The sequence below is a fragment of the Pseudoalteromonas sp. P1-9 genome (assembly GCF_001399975.1).
GTDB lineage: Bacteria > Pseudomonadota > Gammaproteobacteria > Enterobacterales > Alteromonadaceae > Pseudoalteromonas.
This window is the reverse complement of record NZ_LKBD01000049.1, coordinates 1-17,067: the sequence shown is the minus strand read 5'-3', so window position 1 is coordinate 17,067 and position 17,067 is coordinate 1. Positions and strand designations below refer to the sequence as shown.

Here is a 17,067-nt window from a genome sequence, read left to right as displayed (position 1 = left end):
GCTGTTGACATCAACGGATTTGAGATGAAGTGAGTTATCTAATACATTTAGCTGGTATTGATTTGGCGTGGCACAGTGAGAAAAACCCTACAGCAATAGCAAAAGGGCACCTCAAAGGTAATATATTAACGCTGACCTCAATAGAACCAGCATTAACCAGTGTTGAGAGTATCATTAATTACCTTGTGCAAGATCCACAACCTATTGGGATTGCTATAGATGCCCCTTTAATCATTAACAATATACAAGGGCAAAGAGAATGTGAAAAAGCGCTAAGCAAAGACTATGGTTCACGAAAAGCCTCTTGCCACACCTCTAATCAAACTCTTTACCCAAACACTCTCAGTGTGCAGCTCGCTAATGGGCTGCTTAGAGATGGTTATAAACACCTTAGTAACTCAAAATGGTTGATCGAGTGTTACCCTCACCCTGCAATAATCGAATGTTTTGATTTACCTGAGAGGCTGTTATACAAAAAAGGAACTGTAGCTGAGAAAAAAGCAGGCCAAATAAAATTAGCCGAGTTAATTTTACAACTGAGCAAATCGGATGTATTAGCTTTAACTATTCCCAGTGAGTTAACTATTTTATTAAACCCCAAACATATCAAGTCGCTTAAGGGAAAAGCCCTCAAAACAAATGAAGATGCGCTGGATGCGATCATTTGTTTATATATCGCTGGGCTTTATCAAATTGATTGCAAAAGCATAACCTATGGAGATGTCAGTTCAGGTTACATCTGGACTCCATTAGTTAAGGCCATTTGACTTTCTGAGTAATAGGAAAGCCCACCTTTCTTTAATGGGCAAACATTGGTACTCGTTCTTTTATTTCCAGGGCAAAAATATTCATCACCATCACCCACACGCTTCCTTACAGGGGCCACAGTCTCAACACCATAGGTAATACTGCTTGGTTTAGGTAACTTAAAATCGCAAACAGTTTCAGCACTTACATTAAACATCGTGCATACAAATATGACATTAAGATATCTAATCTTCATAATTTGACACCTTTTGGTTGGTATTTATAGTTTCTCGTCTTAACTTTTCAATAATACGAGTCTCCATGCTTGCAATCTGTTGTGCAAAGCACTTGTGCTGATCGTCCAGAAGTTTTTCTATTTGTTTACTCGAGTAAAACTCTGCCTTTTTTTTAACCAACCCATCGTAGCAATCAATAAGACCATCATATCCAAAGCATGAGTCTCTTTGAAATTGTTCAGCCGTCATAAAAATTTGGTTGTCAGTATAGACCAATGCAGGCCTAGGTATTTCAAAACTGCAGTTATCATTTGCGCTTACTATGCCTGATAGCAGTAGCATTGGAGTGAAATATAAAAATGTATATCTAATCATTTCAAAATCCTATTTTTTGACATGGCTGCAATTATCAACGCTCTATGGTTAACCGATTCTTGAGCCGCTTTAAATAGTTCCACTGTTACAGGACTATAGGTTAATTCCTGATTTGACATAAAGCTTTCTTCAGGTAAATCCCACTCACAAAGATAATATTGTTGAGCTGTTCTGTAACCAAAAAGCTCATTTTGAATTGAATCATAACTACTCCTTGAGGTATCTTGGTTGAGTGCGTACCCAAAAGCTGGCCTCAAAGATTCCTTTTTGAGGAACTCCCAATTCTGACTAAATGATTTCGAATATGTCCATGTGCATGGGGAAGAAACTCTAAGCTTACCTGCATCATCCCTAAACGTTCTAAACTCTTTTGGGAGAGAATTTTGCAACAAATTTCCTGTAAAATTAGAGTAAGCTATAGCCCAATAAGAAGCTTCACTATAGTGTTCGTTTTCTTTAATGAAACGGTATCCAGAATAAGACATGAAATTACTGAAACTAGCCCAGTTACTCGTTATTGATTGCAACACTAAAGCTTTCAGTCTATACCAAAAGTAGTTTTCAGGATTCGCTAACCAGCTAGCTAAATTGTTGTCGTTAAGTTCATTATAACCTGGAACATCATGCTGCAAGATTTCATAATAGATATCTATTACGCCTGCACCATCAAGAAGAGCATATTGGGCTTGAGCGAGATGAGATGCTGCTTCAATATTCCAAAATAAATTTGAAATTTCCTTCTGCTGTGTCCTATCAAGTTGAGTATTACCAAACAGGCAATTTAACCACTTACAATCAATTAATAATGCCTCAACCATTTTAGGTGCGATATTATAATTATTAGTGAAATTCATTATTGCTTGAGGTGCTATTGGGACAAACAATGCTTCCACACTTTTGTTTGTTGCTTTAGTAAAAATAGCTCGCTCTGTTATTAAGTAATTTTCAAATTCATTTGGATTAGCCAAATAAGGGCGGTATTCTTTGGGAATGGATTTATTTGTAACTGGGTTGTTAGCATAGCGGGATACAAATTCCTCTAACATATCCTCATCAATATCAATTTCATGAGAATTCAAAGGAACAAGAAGGGCTTTTCTGAAAGCTGTCTTTAATAACTTTTGATATTCATTTCCAAATACTCCAAACTCTCGCTCCGAATAAGCACCTAAAATTTCTCTTATTCTTCGCAAGTTAGTTTCAATTTCTCTACCTTGATCAGAATTACTGGTTTCGTGCTCAAAAAAACTAATAGAAAAAGACTTATCATGAGGGAATAATAAGTCACCTAAAGCCCCCTTATCAAAACAAGCTTTAACTACATTACCAAGTTCAATTTCCTTCATAGGGTTACTTGTAAGTTGCAGGGTTCTTGAACAGTGACGAAGCACTTCATACTTTTCCTCATATAGCGCTAACTGGACTTCTCCAACCTGCTCTCTCAACTGTAAAAAGGATAATCTGCTTTGATTTTCTAGATAGTCTAGCTTTTTATTAATTTCGTCGAGTCGCTTATTTATCTTTATAAGCTCTAAATTGATCTTTCTAAGCTCACTAAATATTTCACCAAGATAAAGTGATTGGCCTGATGCGCCTTCACCTAATAATGCACCAAATCCACCCAAAAACGATTGTGAGATTTGGTAATATGCAAAAGGGTTACCTGGATTTGAAAAGTAAGTTAACGCCCCCCCTGCAAAGCTAGTTGCAGCATTTAAAAGTTTTTGCTCTTCTTTATTTAACTTTACCAAGCCGGTTGTCTGGAGCGTATCCAAAGTTGCTAGTGAATGATAGATATGCCCTGAAAGGTTGTAAGCCTGTTCATTAAAAGATTTTCGATTTTGATTCTCTTCAGCTATTAACTCATCTAAATCCTTTACATCGATTGATAAATCAGTTGCGTCAACTTGTTTATCTTTGCACTCTCCACCATAAAGCGCTTCACATAACTTGGTTGCTTTTTCTAATTGAAATTTTAAATCGTTTTGGGGTTTTTCTATTATATTTGACGGTAAAGCACTCAAATCAAAGTCTATAGGAGGGACGTCACCAAAACTGTCTGGATTTATATTAAAATTATCAATAAAAAATTGCCTACGATTTTCTTGTGCTTCCTCAATTTTTTTTACAAGCTTAAGGGAAAACTTATTCAATTTACTCCTATCAATCATTTGCAGTGACTTTCTTACCTCTACAAATTGATTCCACTCAGCAACACCATCAGGCAAACTCGGAAGTATTTTTGGAGCTAATAGACGATTGAGATTGAGGCTGGATTCAGCAGACAAGAGACGACCTACTTCAGAATATGAATTTTTTAAGTTACGAATACTTCTATTTGACCTTGTAATAGTCTCAAGACCATTTCCCAAATCCATTGCAAATTGAAAAGTACTAGCTTTGAATTTTGCTAGCCATAAAAAACACCCAGCACCTGTTGAACATAAAGGCTTTGCAGTTAAAGCCAGTTGAGAATATGTATTTATTCGATCAAGACTTGCCCCTGCTATATCAATATATGCTAATTTTTTTTGGGTATTGTAATGATTAATTTTAGTGTTATGTGTACGAACATAACCATTGTATGCTCTATTGAACTCTTTATCTGAAAGTTGAGGTACATCCCTATAGATTAGAGGTTCAGCCAATGCTGGGACTGCACAAAAAAATAATACTAAAGCGAAATCAAAACTCCATTTCTTCATGTTTAAATTTCCGAAAACAAAATCCCCGCTCAAAATAACAACAGAAAGTTCACAAAAATTCAACAATAAATTTTATAAGTTGATGTACTTTTGGAAAGATTTTAATTACCTGTAAAATGAATTATTCTTGATAGCTTGATCCCGCACCTCAAAAGCAAAATATGCACCGTTCGAAATTAAGCCAAAGTTCAATATTTTGGCCACAACTAACACCAAGAAGTTAGAAATAACAAATAGAGCCAACGCATAAGTGATAGCTATCATAAATGGTAAAAACACCAAAAAAGGCCCATTGTACGCAATAAAGAAGGTACTTTCATAAAATGGTAGGTTACACACTTCACCAAAAGCTGAACCTACGACAAGCCATGTACATACTATGTTCGCTAAAAACAATAATACATTTAACTCAGTCGCAATCTTGTTGATTTGCATAGAACTCCCTCACCTCCTTTTCATCTGATTTAAGCTAGACAAAATTACAAAGGTGTTTTTTTCTGCATCAAGTCGGCGGTTGTATTCTAATAACGCATCTGAAAGTTGAGTTTCAATTTCGCGCACCTTTTTTAGATATGCTGCCACCTGCCCTTGAGCCAAAGGATCGTTCGAATCATTCGCGCGACTTTCAATTAATGGAATCATATTTTTTATTGTATAAACAATACTGTTAAAAGTGCTGACTGCAGCACTTTGCGCCATTATTTTTGAACCTAAAACCAAATTCCCCGATCCAAAAGCTTTTGTCACGTAAGCATATGAAAGACCTGATAACTGCTGAATACTTTCTTCCTCAACAGTTAAACCCGCAGACGGCCTATTAATTGTTTTATGTAATGCACTTAGGGCAACACTTTCAAAGTTGGGAATTAAGCCTTTATGACTACGAGATACTTTTGAGGGGTTTAGGCATTTTAAGTGATCGCTACATGTATAGAACTGCATTGTATTAGATCCAACCTTACCAAAAACAAGTTCATTAACAGTGAATAGTGGAGCTTCTTGTCGAATAGTTACACCAGAATCAGAACTTGAGCTATTGCCGTTTTTAACAATAGAGGTATAACCGGTTAGCGACATGATTAAAGACTTGAGATTTGTACCTGACAAACCAGGAATATCAGGGTGACTCATACTTCTAATTGAAGCTGCCTCAAGCGCTTTATTTGCTGCATTCCCTTCAATATCAACACCAAGCTCAGCAGCTTTATTAGCAATGTTGTCAGTATTACCTCGATTTTGCATGCCTTCACCAAAATCTGAAATATAACCAGCAGCTGTGTTAGCCATATTATCCAAAGCACCAATTTTCATACTACTTTGAAAAGTCTCAATTTCACTCCCAAATTCATTTTGCAAAAACGATACAGTACCTTCACACCCAGACGAAGCTAGTTGATTAAACTTTTCTAGCTTTTGCTGAATCTCATCCATAACAGACTTACATGACGGGCACACCGAACTTAAAGCTAAACCGAATGCATATGATGGGACACCTTGCGCAATTGCTCGCCCCATCTGCACTAACTGATCAGAATTAATAACACTGAATGAACCTGCAAAAAAATCTACTCCACCACAGCCAGATGTTAATTTTGGCGGCTGAAAACTCAGTACGTTTTGATTTATTTGCTTTACACGATAACTAGCACCACCAAAGGTAACACCATTTCTTGTCGCTGAATTTGCTGTTGAAGGTCTGTTATATTGAGTAGTCGATTTGTTAAATAACTCCTCCATGACAGAAGAATGAGCATTAGTTGAAAATATAACTGCTGCCACTAAAGAAAGTTGGTGTCTTTTCAATTTCATTATTTAGATACCTTACCAGTCGTGCTTAAACGTGTTCCTTGCAGTTTTGCTCGGATTAAATCAGAGAGGATTGATGGATTTTTGTCGAGCTCTGACTTATCAATTTCAATCTTCTGCTCTGCAACTGACTTCTGTTTAACCTCTTGAGAATCAGCAAATTCATCCTCAGAGATAAGGTTTAGCCTTTTGGCCGCATATAAAGCCCTATCAAGTAACACTGAACCTGACGCCATACCAAATTTCAAAGGCTGAAAAGTGTTTCCATCGTTAGAAACAAGCATGGTAGTTGGTGTAATTGAAATATTAAATTTGCGGCTTAGTTGACCACCTGGATCTACAACATGCTTCACATTAGGAAATTGCTTATCCAATAAAACCCCATCAATACTAATTGCTAAAACATCAACGCCAGCAACCCTGGCCAAAGCTTCCATGGCTGGAAATTGCTGGTGGCAATAACCGCAATCCGAACGGTAAAACATCCATAAGCCAGCTTTTGAGAACAATGATTTGAGCGTTTTTGAACGGGCATCTTGTGTATTGAGTTTATGAGCAAACAGTGCGCTAGCTTGTGTTGGGCGTCTGTTATCTTCGGATAACGCCTCTTCAAACATAAAGAATTCTTTTGTGTTATTACCAAAATCAGTGGCCTTATCAATTGCTAATCGTTGTGCATAATAATAATTGGCCAAGTTTTCTTCTGAAGGATCGTCCATTGCTTTATTAAGCAGCTTTGGCAAATTTTCTTTCAACCATTGAGTGTTAATTTCAATTTTCTCAGGCTGTTTAATAGGTGAAACTGTTATTTTTTCTTCTTTTATTGGGGGTTCCACTTCAAGTGGATCTTGATAGAAATGCCAACCTAGTTCTTTTTCTTGTTTAGGTTCTTTTGCTACCAAACTCAACGAGATGGCCAGTGTGAAAATTAAAAAAATGCCTTTATTCATGGTGTACCTCTGAGAAAGTACAAAAAGAATAAAGGCAATTTACGGTTGGGAATTCGAAAAAAAACAGGCTTTTTCTACAAAAAATTAGACTGCAATTCTTTGACGCTCGAAATTAGAGACTTTAAGTTGTAGCGGTTCAAAGCTATTAACTTTTTTGCAACTCTTAACAAAACTATTAGAGATTTTAAATCGGCACCACGGACAAACATCTGACTCTGGATCTTCAACTCGAACGTGACCTCTTCCACATGAGCATAAATGTGGAGTTATTTCTTTTTGACTAATACCGTAAAAAGCAGAGTAGATGCGGTTTATATCCACAGGCTCAAATTCATTGTAAATTGTGTTGTGAAACACAGTTAATCGGATAAGCATTTCAGCTGTAATAGATTCATTATCTAAATCGAAACTAGGGTATAACTTTCTAAATGAGCGATGAATTAAATTTAGCGAAAGCGCCCCATCACGCGTATTTGCCCACCCCGTGACACGAACAGCAGCAATTTTGCTAAATTTAAAGTCATACTCCAAACCTCGCTTTATTTGCTGTATCTTCGCATCTGCATGAGTAAAAAAAGTCTTAATCAAAACTGCTCTAGCACCCAATTGCATCATGCGCTCAATATCTGTGAACTCTCGAACCAACCTAGACATAACATCATCCCTAATTTTCAACAGAAGTTAATTTAGCCAACTCAAAGTCGTGAGTAGAGTTTAAATTCTCAATAATTGATTTAATTGCGTTGTGTTTCGCATGGATTGTAAACAAGTGATTTGTTGATGCAATTTTTTGAAGGCTTGTCAGATCAGCCTGCTTAATTGCTTTAGCATCTTCGACGGAAATGCCAAATATTGTAGCTGCCATAGCTAAATCTTCATCAATCAACTGCTTAATATTAATCAACGCACTTGCTTGAATACGAAGTGATTCTTCTAAAAGATTTTTTAAGTTTTCATTACTTGGATACATAACAATTTAGCCAAAAAACATGCAACGTGTGTAAAATTTACATCGCAACTCTCTTTTTGGTCAAGTTATTATTTGTGAATAATTCACAATGTGTGAAATACAAAATGTCAAATTACTGTTTTGATTGATTATTTTAATTTTTTATTTTTGAAAAAAATAAATTCATTACATCAAAAATAATACTTTGAAGCATATTTACTTTTAAAGTAATATGCAGCATTATAGAAAAACAAGCAAAATGCTGCACAAAAATCGGAAAGTCGTATGCATGATAAAATTGAGAAGGTAGCAGGTAGAGCTGCTAAGTTATTAAACAAACTATCTGAAACTATCAACGAAGATAAAAAGGAATTTGACTCCGAAACATACAGCCCAACATTCTCCAAAGCTGCTCTTGCTGACTTTCCTGAATTAGCCAAAGCAAAAGTCGATAAAGCAGTTTCAGAACTAGAGGCTGCAGGGTATACATTTAAAAAGCGAAAAGCTGGAAAAACTGAAGTTTATGACATGGATATCAATGATGTAATAAAGATCTATGAGCATCGAGGTGTCCCTAAGTATCGTGATAATCACTCAGAAGCGCTGGTGCTTTTCTTGAACAACTTAAAAGGCGGTGTTGCTAAAACGGTATCTGCCGTAACATTAGCTCACGGTTTTCGCTGTACACCTCAACTAATTCAGCACGATTTACGAGTGCTAGTAATTGATCTTGATCCACAAGCAAGTGCTACGATGTTCTTGAATCATAATTTTTCCATTGGCTCGGTAGATACTACATCTGCTCAAGCTATGTTGCAGAATGTAACTCGGGAAGAGTTAATTGATGAATTTATTCAAAAAACCAACATCGACAGTGTTGATGTCATACCAGCTTCAATAGAAGATGCATTTATTGCGTCACAGTTTGAAAGTCTAAGTGAAGAGTACTTACCAGAACAAAAGATATACAACATCTTAAAAGAAAATATCATCGATAAAATTAAGGGTGATTACGACTTCATTTTACTCGATTCGGGCCCTCACTTAGATGCGTTTTTATTAAACTCATTTGTAGCAGCTGATGCCTTACTTATTCCTGTTCCACCAGCACAAGTTGACTTTCACTCTTCATTAAAGTTTTTAGCTCGTATACCTGGTCTATTTGAAAAAATAAATGATTCAGGCAGCAAAATTGATATTTCAACATTTGCAGGCTTTATGACCAAAACAGAAAAAAATGCAGCTCACCAAAATGCGCGTTCTATTTTAAAAGATGTATGTGGTGCTGAGATTATTGACGTTGCTTTACCGTTATCAAAAGCATTTGAGCGTTCAGGCGAAAGCTTTAGCACTGTATTTTCGACTAATCCGAAGTATTACGCTGGTGATAAAAAATCACTTCAAGCAGCAAGAGAAAAAGCGGAAGAATTTACCATCTCTGTTTTTGACAAATTAAACCTCGATCGCAGCAACTAATCTAGAGAATTAATATTATGAGAAAAACCATTGGCCGCGACTTAGGCAAATTAAAATTAGATGACGTAACAAGTTCATCTTTTGTAGAAAAATCACCGGTGACTGGCGAAGATATTGAATGGAAAGTGGAAAAGCTTTCTTCTCAGCAAGTTAATGAATTGTGTTTCAAATCAATCTATAACAAGCGCTCATTTGATGATTTATCAATGAGTGCCGTACTTGACATTTTTCCAAGCATTGCAGCGTCTGGTAAAAATGATGAGTTTATTCGTGCCGTCAAAGTCGATGGTAAATATGAAATTCTAGCAGGCTTAAGACGTAGCTATTGTATTTCACAATTACCCGAAGCTACTGCCAATCTTCTTGTTGCTAAGGATCTTTCTGAAAAAGAAAAAGCCGCATATGCTGATACATTGGATAAGCATGATAGACCTAGTGTAATGGATACAGCAATCTCCATCACTAATCTAAAGAATCAACTAGAGGAAGAAGCCGGTAGACCTCTAAAAATTACTGAAATCATTGAGAAGTCTGGATATGGTCGCTCAACCTGCTATGAAGCAATGGGGTTTACAGATCTTGTAAGTCATATCAGAAAGCTATTTCCCGCCCTCAAGTTTGTGAATGCTAAATTTTTACGCACGATTAAGAAAGTTGATGAGGAAGTGCTTAACTTAGTAATTGAAAATCATGAACCAATCAAAGATGTAGTCATTCCTTCGGAAGCGTCATTTGATGAGATTGAAGAAATTCAAAAAAAATTAAGCGATGAATGTAGCCAACTACAAGCTTCAATTATTAAAGAAATAAAGGAACTAACTCAGCCTATTCAATCAGATAATCCTGAAAGTGTATTTTCAGCGGTATCAAAGAATAAGCTCGAAGGTCTGACATTAAAACAAACCAACTCCGGTGTAAGTATTGCTATCAACGAAGCAAAAGCTAATCCTGAATTATTAAAAGAGCTATGCTCACTGCTTGAAAAACATAGCTAGTATGAATTGGAGAGCCTAAAGTAAAGGCTCTCTAATATTAAATTGTAAAGTGTTACTTCCGCCAAGCCACTGGATTTCAGAGTAAATCAGAATAGATTTACTAAAATCTCCTCAATCACTTCATAGGCTATGTAATAGTTTGTAATACATTTAGACTCGATAACACTACCTCCTTAACTAAACTTTTCACCTGTACCGATAATGGTACTGATTAACAAAAAGGAATAGTTATGAGTACACGAGCCTACATTACAGCAAATAACACAACAGGATATGCTTTAACTCTATTTAAAAAGTGGGGTGGTCCATTTAGTGTTGAACCGCCTGCAGAGATACAACCTAACCAAACAGATGTTAAATTTGCTTTAGATGACAATGACCGAGCCGGAGTAGTTTATTTAGCGAAAGACAGCCAGAACAGAGAGGTTGGATTTGTTTCAATGTCATTTACTTGCCCTAAAAGCTCGAGCAATTCCGCAGAAGGAAGCCCCAACTCAGAAGGCGTTCTTATTCAATCTGGACTTCAACGATATAATGAGCATGGAACTCCTGTATCATTCACATATAATATTGGCACTCCAAATATGGCTTGTTGGAGTGATGGAACTACAGATGATGCAAATCCTGTATGCCCTCAAACAACACTTGAGGAATGGGCTAGAGTATTAGTGTCAGTTGATAACACTAAAGCGGTACCTCTTCATTTAGAATCAACATGGCAAAATGGCCCTTGGACTAAAGAACCAACCAGTATCCCTGCTGGTGGCAAAGGAATTTTTCTACTTAATGATAATGATAGGGCTGGGCTTCAATTTTTGCTCAATAATAATATACCTATCAACATGGCTTTTACTTGCCCTAAAAGTTCTAGCAATTCCGCTGAGGGCAGCCCTCTAGCTGGTCTACAGCAATACGCTGAACATGGAACTCCTGTCAATTTAAGCTATGTAATTTCTGAGGTTAATCAAGCTTGTTGGGACAGCGGCACCTCTAATAATGGTAAGGTTGAATGCTCTCAGACACTGCTTAGTGGCTTAGACTCTTGGATGCAAAATAGTCTGAATGATATAGGTACACACAAGCTAAAAAACATATGCATTCCGGGCTCACATGATTCAGGTATGTCAATTTCGCAGCACGGTACTGCAGGTGCTGGCGACTGCAACACAATCACTCAACAAAAAAATATCCTCGGTCAACTTGAGGCTGGTGCGAGATACTTTGATATTCGTCCGATTATTGGTGGCGGAACTTACTATACAGGTCATTATGGTAATGTTGATAAAATGGGATTAGGTACTCAAGGTGCTAGAGGTGAGTCAATTGCAGATATTATTACCCAGCTAAATGCTTTCACCGAAAAACATCAAGAGTTAATCATACTAAATTTATCTCATTCGTTAGATACTGACTCTCGTGATAGCAATCATAACTACAGACCTTTTAATGATCAGCAATGGGATGGTCTATTTGAAACCCTATTAACAATTAATCATTTATATATCGTCGAAGGTTTCCCCCCTCTTGGCGAAACCGAGTTGAACAATTTCATAAGTCAACATTCTAGTGTTGTCATTATTGCAGAGTCTGTTAGTGAATCAGTACTTTCAAAATATAAAGGTAAAGGGCTTTTCCCATCAACTAGCTTAAGTCCATACAATTCATATTCTAATAGTAATTCTCTTGGGGACATGGAAAGTGATCAACTCGATAAGATGAAAAAACAAAGAGCGCAAGATAATTACTTTCTGCTATCTTGGACCCTAACCCAAAGCAACACTCAGGCTGGTGGATGTATTTTTGACCCCACTGGCGCAACTAATAGCATTCTTGATCTTGCTAAAATTGCAAACAATGGCCTCAGTAGCGGTTTATTGCCAGCGCTAAGTTCTCAAAATTACCCTAATATTATTTACACAGACGATGTTGGTTCGGGTTTTCCAACTTCGATATCTATGTATATAAATAAGTTTTATGCTAACGCACAAAGCACTGCAAATAAAACATATACCCTAACACTCCTTCCTGGAGCTATTACTAATCGTGATGGCATTTATAAAGGCAGCTCGACTGAAGCAGTATGGTCACCTTGCAACCCAATTGATCTTGGGGGGTGGAATGATGGTGATGAATTAGTAGTCACATGTACGTTAAACCTCAATCCAGATATCCCTAATCCACCAAACTCGAATTGGTATGTAGGATTATGTGCAGGAGCATGCCCAGCGAGTGAAAAAAATCAAATTAATGCGTTAATCTCAGAGGCTCAAAAAATTATCACGCCAAATATTGGGGAGCTTCTGGGCACTCATATTTCAACAGATAAACTAGCGACAGAAAATGCTATTTTCTATGATGCTATTGCTAAGGTAGGCACTTTCGAATTATCGCCAGCCTCTAGAGGTGTTCTAAAAAATTATATTTATGGTTGGACATTAAAATATAATGGAAAGAATACCGTAGTGGAAAATGGCAGTGATGTAGAAATAGTGTTTGGTTACGGTGACCCTCAGCAATGTGAAGTAGACTCGTAAAAAAATAAAATAGTAAAAATGTAACGGCTCTTGATAAGAGCCGTATTTCATTCGCAAACTATCCCATCACCATCTCTATCAGACATATATTTATATGCTTCATCATCTCTCCTGACTGGTGTTATGCCATGTAAACGAGCTTCTTTACATGAAATTTTGCCATTGCGATTATCGTCATATTTAGAAAGCGCATCTTGATAGTTGGGAATAGGTCTTCCTTCTAATTGGGCATTCACAGCATCATGATAAATTAACTCAAAGTTATCACAGCTAAATAGCACTTCCCTCAATGCAGCTACCTCAGCCCTATCAACACTTAGCTTATATTTCTGCTTCACAAGAATAATACGATTTACAAACCAGCATTTATTTCTATTAGGCATCCACTCGGCAGCATCTAGGCCACACTTACCTGAAGCGCTACAACGATTAATTTTTGGAGCTGCTAGCGTTAAGTTGAGCAGATCTGACGCAAAATCAACCTTAACTGAATCAGGAGCTGAACATAACCCACTGTCATGCGCTTCACTTGTTAATAATCAAGATAAATAATAGTAAGTCTCGATAAATGATAATGAGAAACTTCGTTTCACTCTCTAACGATCTTCAGACTTGATATTGCAGATAGCTCTGAACCTTTTTATAGTGTTTTAAGCGCGTATAAGATACTAATAATATTCGTTATCAAACGATGAGTTTTTAGTTGGCTATTGCGGTACTTACAAGTCATAAATAATGGAACTTCCTTCTGATATTATTAGTACGCTTATAAATGTAGTTTTCACATTTATGGCGACAGCATATTGGAGTATTTTTGTTCAATTGAATTTTGTATAAATGAGTGAATACTCTTTACTCTATCATGGAGGTTTTTCCGGTAACTAATGAGCTCTTTATTCTCGTCAATAGAGAGCTCTATATTTGAAGTTAAGTCATTCACAGTGATTTCTTGTGTGTTTAGATTTGGGTCTATATTCCCGTAGTAATTAGCCAGTAGCTTTAGTTCGTTAAAACCATATTTTTCAGGCTCAATTTCCTCTAATTTTTTTAACTTGGCTGCAGTCTCATCATCAAGTTTGCTCATAAAAACACTTGTTGATATCGGGAGGTTTAAAAATGGATACTGCCCTAATAGGAGCCCCCGAATTGAATTTCTATCTCCAGTATGGGCGTGCATCAGCATAATTTCTGGGTAGTTGCTTTTTTGGTTTCCAGACTCAAATTCGTCTAAATGAGAATAATCAGTACCTCCTAAGAATAGTATCTGCTGCTGGAAATTATATAAATTACCGCTAGAACGTCGCTGACGGCGTAGACCTTTACTTTTGTCCTGGGATTGAAACTGCTTGTAACTATTCAGAGTTGTATAGTGCACTACTGATTGATCATACTCATCTCTAAAGATTCTTAAAGTGTGAACTGCGACACAACCAGGAAATGAATTGTTTAGAGATAATCTAAATAGCTGATAGGTCCCAACTAAACCAGATATAATATCTTTATGAAAATAGCCGTTGTTATAGTCAAAGCCATCTTTTTCAGTATCTATTTTCTGTGCATTGTTTTTCTCATTACCACGAGGAAAACGTCGGCTTTTTTTAAACAATTCTTCCATGATCGCAACATGTAAGTGATTTCTTCCTTTTTCTGGTGGACGCTTGTAAAAGCCCTTAATCTCTAAAGCGAAAATTAACAAACGAGCTTTGACAGGGTTATCTATTTTCTTTCTATTTCGCTCATAATCCTCAAGTGGACGGACAGTCGTGAGGTGTGCTGCTTCGTTAGTACTTACTTTGAAGTAATTACTTTCTTTCTCTTTCATTAATGAAGAATTGTATTTATCCTTTACATGGGGATTCTCTAAGAAGACGCTTTTATATTGGGATGTTAGGCTATTTGCTATTTTTATTCTTTCTTCTTTGGGAGCTGTATTTAAATTTAATTCGATTAAGTAGTGTGTAAATGCTTCTTGAAGAGCTTTATTCTCTTCGGGAGTTAAAGGTGCTGTATAATTATTGTCCATATAGTTATGCTGGCCAGTTTCCTAGCCAGCCCCCTTTAAGTGTTGCTACCAATGAAACATGCGTAGATTAGAAATATCAAAACAAAGATAATAACTAAAAAGCGCCACCATTTTGCTGAAAGTAAGATTCTCAACGTTTCAGGTAAAACGTTCAACATAATAATTATCCTTTTATTTGCACAAATTCCAAAGGGGGTCTATGCTTACCACCCCTGCAAAATATGCGGTTGGAATAATGCGATGTGATAGCTTTGACCGGAAATCACATCGCAAACCTTTTTAAAAGGTTCATTACTTGTATAGACGACTATTATGGTCAGATCAAATATTTACATCCCTATGATTTTCGATGTACATTTTCAGCTAAAATGGCGAAATAATGTCACTTATTATGCATTGCAAAGTGTTTGGTGTTAATTTTTTCTTTAAAACAGTTTGTTTTGCGAGGATTAATGTAAATATGTTGGGTGTAGTGAGTGAAATATATCATTCAGTTTGATTTATAGTAAGGGTAGAAAAAACGAGAAATGATTGTACGCATGTAACAAATTCATTACATTTTCTTCTCTAAATATCTTTAAGTTTATGATTTTTAAATTTTTTATTTTTTATTAAAGAATTTGAAAAAAATTACATTTAAAATGATACATAGCACTACTGTAAAAGGAGTGTATTTTCTAATTTTTAGCCATATTGACGTATAGCTATTTACTGCGTTATTTCACTTTGAGTACCAGTTTCAGCGGCAATCACGACCTCTTCAGGTTTGAATAATAGCTCTTGTCCCATTTTGAAAATATGCAAGCTCACATACCAAAGTAACAATGCACATACACCGAGCATAACATTTATATCCAAACCGTTAAATTTGGTGTAATACTGAATGTTATAAAATTTTTGTAAGTATGCACCTTCCAGTAAAACACATGCAGTAGACGTTACACTGTAGTAGGTAGCCCAGTTTAATACCGAATCAATGACCGGAAAGCCACTGCGAAACATAAATATAGAGGATTTAGTTTTAGAGTTAACTCTAATCATGTGGCTTATGACTACAACTGAAATTATCATTAAAAGGAGGTTCTTAAAGTAGCCTTTTTCCAAAATTGTTTTAATAAAAGACATTAGAGTTTTATCAAAGAAGTAAGACAAAAGCGCTAAAAAGCTAATGAAAAACAATAGCGTGACTGATTTACTATCAAGGCGTCCCATCCTCAACTCCTATTGAAGGCTTCAATTTCAGACTGACTTTTCTTGTCAGCTTCATTCCCAAATATGGCGCCAAGTGCCCCTCCTATCAATACACCTGGCATTCCTGCAACTAAGCCTATTGCTCCACCAATAACTGTTGACGCTGGCATAGACTCACTATCCTGCTCAGCGCAAACTTTTGATATATGGTAGGTTTCTGTGCCAATATTTATTAATTCGGAGCCTAGCTTGATAGCGAGTTCTTTTCGAGATGCCGCAGTTGCGTTTAGATAGTGCTTCTTATTTGTGCTATCAACTATAAAAAGCCTCATATATTCCCTTTTGTAATATAGCTTTCCTGAGGAAACAGAATATATCAAAATTGCGCGTAGCAATTAAACTACTTACCCTAAATATTTTAAATTGACTATCAATAAACCATGCTATTTAGCTTTTACATGCATCAATAATATTTTCTTTCTGGTATGGCCATATTTTTTCAGCTCTTAGCTTTTCAAGGTGATTTTCAACATCATCAGGAAGTGTAGATAAAAAATTAAGCCCAGTGAGTAATTCGATTTCGTCAACACTAGTAAGATATCTTTTGTGATCATAATGTTTGGAATAATAGCCAGCTCCAACTTGTGGATAAATAAAAGCTAAAACATCTGGGGTCGGTGATTTTTTATTTTCTTTAACCACTATTTTGTACAAGGCATCAGGGATTGAAACTTTAAATTCATCATCTTCACCTATATAACCGGATGCGATGCCATCGATGTATATGGGGCCTGTCACAATCCATATACGGTCATTTTCTTGTGCCCAAGCAGTGGTTATGTATTCCAAGTCTAACCAAATTCCGCTATTGAACTTACTTCTTTGTGGAACTGCATTTAGAAATGTATGGGTGTTAGCTGCTGCATCATGTCCCATTCGTTCCGCAATAAGCTTCATTTGAAGATGTCCGCGAACATACCAATCAGGGTGGGCTTTGATCTTCCCCTGAAATTCTAGACACCTAGCTTACCGAATTATATCGGATCTCAAACTCTTCAGGGGACTGATGGCCTAGATGGC

General features: G+C 36.5%; 16 protein-coding genes. 4 read left to right on the top strand and 12 right to left on the bottom strand.

The window, feature by feature from the left end; all coding sequences use genetic code 11:
- Positions 1–62: 62 nt before the first annotated feature.
- Positions 63–767: a DUF429 domain-containing protein gene (locus AN214_RS19935; RefSeq protein ID WP_235576781.1), complete on the top strand. Its 705-nt coding sequence runs from the start codon at positions 63–65 to the stop codon at positions 765–767.
- Positions 768–992: 225 nt separating this feature from the next.
- On the opposite strand, the gene AN214_RS19925 is transcribed toward AN214_RS19935, so the two are convergent.
- The 7 genes from AN214_RS19925 to AN214_RS19895 all read right to left on the bottom strand — a co-directional run bounded on the left by AN214_RS19925 (position 993) and on the right by AN214_RS19895 (position 7,789).
- Positions 993–1,358, bottom strand: coding sequence for a hypothetical protein (locus AN214_RS19925; protein WP_054981316.1), 366 nt, complete (start codon positions 1,356–1,358; stop codon positions 993–995).
- On the bottom strand, positions 1,355–4,063 hold the full coding sequence (locus AN214_RS19920) for a hypothetical protein (protein WP_054981315.1): 2,709 nt from the start codon (positions 4,061–4,063) through the stop codon (positions 1,355–1,357). The genes AN214_RS19925 and AN214_RS19920 overlap by 4 nt, the downstream gene beginning before the upstream one ends.
- Positions 4,064–4,168: 105 nt before the next feature.
- Positions 4,169–4,498 carry a hypothetical protein gene (locus AN214_RS19915; protein WP_054981314.1) on the bottom strand — a complete coding sequence of 110 codons (330 nt, stop codon included), beginning with the start codon at positions 4,496–4,498 and terminating at the stop codon, positions 4,169–4,171.
- Positions 4,499–4,507: 9 nt separating this feature from the next.
- Positions 4,508–5,872 (bottom strand): conjugal transfer protein TraH, encoded by a 1,365-nt coding sequence (locus AN214_RS19910; RefSeq protein WP_054981313.1) that lies wholly within the window; start codon positions 5,870–5,872, stop codon positions 4,508–4,510.
- Positions 5,872–6,819, bottom strand: a complete 948-nt coding sequence (gene traF / locus AN214_RS19905) for a conjugal transfer protein TraF (protein WP_054981312.1) — start codon at positions 6,817–6,819, stop codon at positions 5,872–5,874. Before traF ends, AN214_RS19910 begins: the two co-directional genes overlap by 1 nt.
- An 84-nt stretch (positions 6,820–6,903) precedes the next feature.
- Positions 6,904–7,473, bottom strand: a complete 570-nt coding sequence (locus AN214_RS19900; protein ID WP_054981311.1) for a hypothetical protein — start codon at positions 7,471–7,473, stop codon at positions 6,904–6,906.
- Between the two features lie 10 nt (positions 7,474–7,483).
- Positions 7,484–7,789: a hypothetical protein gene (locus AN214_RS19895; protein ID WP_054981310.1), complete on the bottom strand. Its 306-nt coding sequence runs from the start codon at positions 7,787–7,789 to the stop codon at positions 7,484–7,486.
- A gap of 264 nt (positions 7,790–8,053) precedes the next feature.
- Between AN214_RS19895 and AN214_RS19890 the strand changes: the two genes are divergently transcribed.
- The 3 genes from AN214_RS19890 to AN214_RS19880 all read left to right on the top strand — a co-directional run bounded on the left by AN214_RS19890 (position 8,054) and on the right by AN214_RS19880 (position 12,773).
- Positions 8,054–9,244, top strand: coding sequence for an AAA family ATPase (locus tag AN214_RS19890; RefSeq protein WP_054981309.1), 1,191 nt, complete (start codon positions 8,054–8,056; stop codon positions 9,242–9,244).
- 17 nt (positions 9,245–9,261) lie between these two features.
- On the top strand, positions 9,262–10,239 hold the full coding sequence (locus AN214_RS19885; protein ID WP_054981308.1) for a hypothetical protein: 978 nt from the start codon (positions 9,262–9,264) through the stop codon (positions 10,237–10,239).
- A 230-nt stretch (positions 10,240–10,469) separates the two neighbouring features.
- Entirely contained in the window at positions 10,470–12,773 is a 2,304-nt protein-coding gene (locus tag AN214_RS19880; RefSeq protein ID WP_054981307.1) for a hypothetical protein, read from the top strand.
- A 47-nt stretch (positions 12,774–12,820) separates the two neighbouring features.
- Here AN214_RS19880 and AN214_RS19875 read toward each other — a convergent pair whose 3' ends face one another.
- From AN214_RS19875 to AN214_RS19855, 5 genes are all read right to left on the bottom strand, one after another.
- A complete protein-coding gene (locus tag AN214_RS19875; protein ID WP_054981306.1) occupies positions 12,821–13,156 on the bottom strand; it encodes an excalibur calcium-binding domain-containing protein in 336 nt (111 codons plus the stop codon).
- A gap of 404 nt (positions 13,157–13,560) precedes the next feature.
- Entirely contained in the window at positions 13,561–14,796 is a 1,236-nt protein-coding gene (locus AN214_RS19870; protein ID WP_054981305.1) for a hypothetical protein, read from the bottom strand.
- A 708-nt stretch (positions 14,797–15,504) separates the two neighbouring features.
- Positions 15,505–15,837, bottom strand: coding sequence for a hypothetical protein (locus tag AN214_RS19865; RefSeq protein ID WP_152960817.1), 333 nt, complete (start codon positions 15,835–15,837; stop codon positions 15,505–15,507).
- Positions 15,838–16,010: 173 nt separating this feature from the next.
- Positions 16,011–16,382 carry a hypothetical protein gene (locus tag AN214_RS19860; RefSeq protein WP_152960816.1) on the bottom strand — a complete coding sequence of 124 codons (372 nt, stop codon included), beginning with the start codon at positions 16,380–16,382 and terminating at the stop codon, positions 16,011–16,013.
- 52 nt (positions 16,383–16,434) lie between these two features.
- On the bottom strand, positions 16,435–16,986 hold the full coding sequence (locus AN214_RS19855; RefSeq protein ID WP_152960815.1) for a DNA/RNA non-specific endonuclease: 552 nt from the start codon (positions 16,984–16,986) through the stop codon (positions 16,435–16,437).
- Positions 16,987–17,067 lie beyond the last annotated feature (81 nt).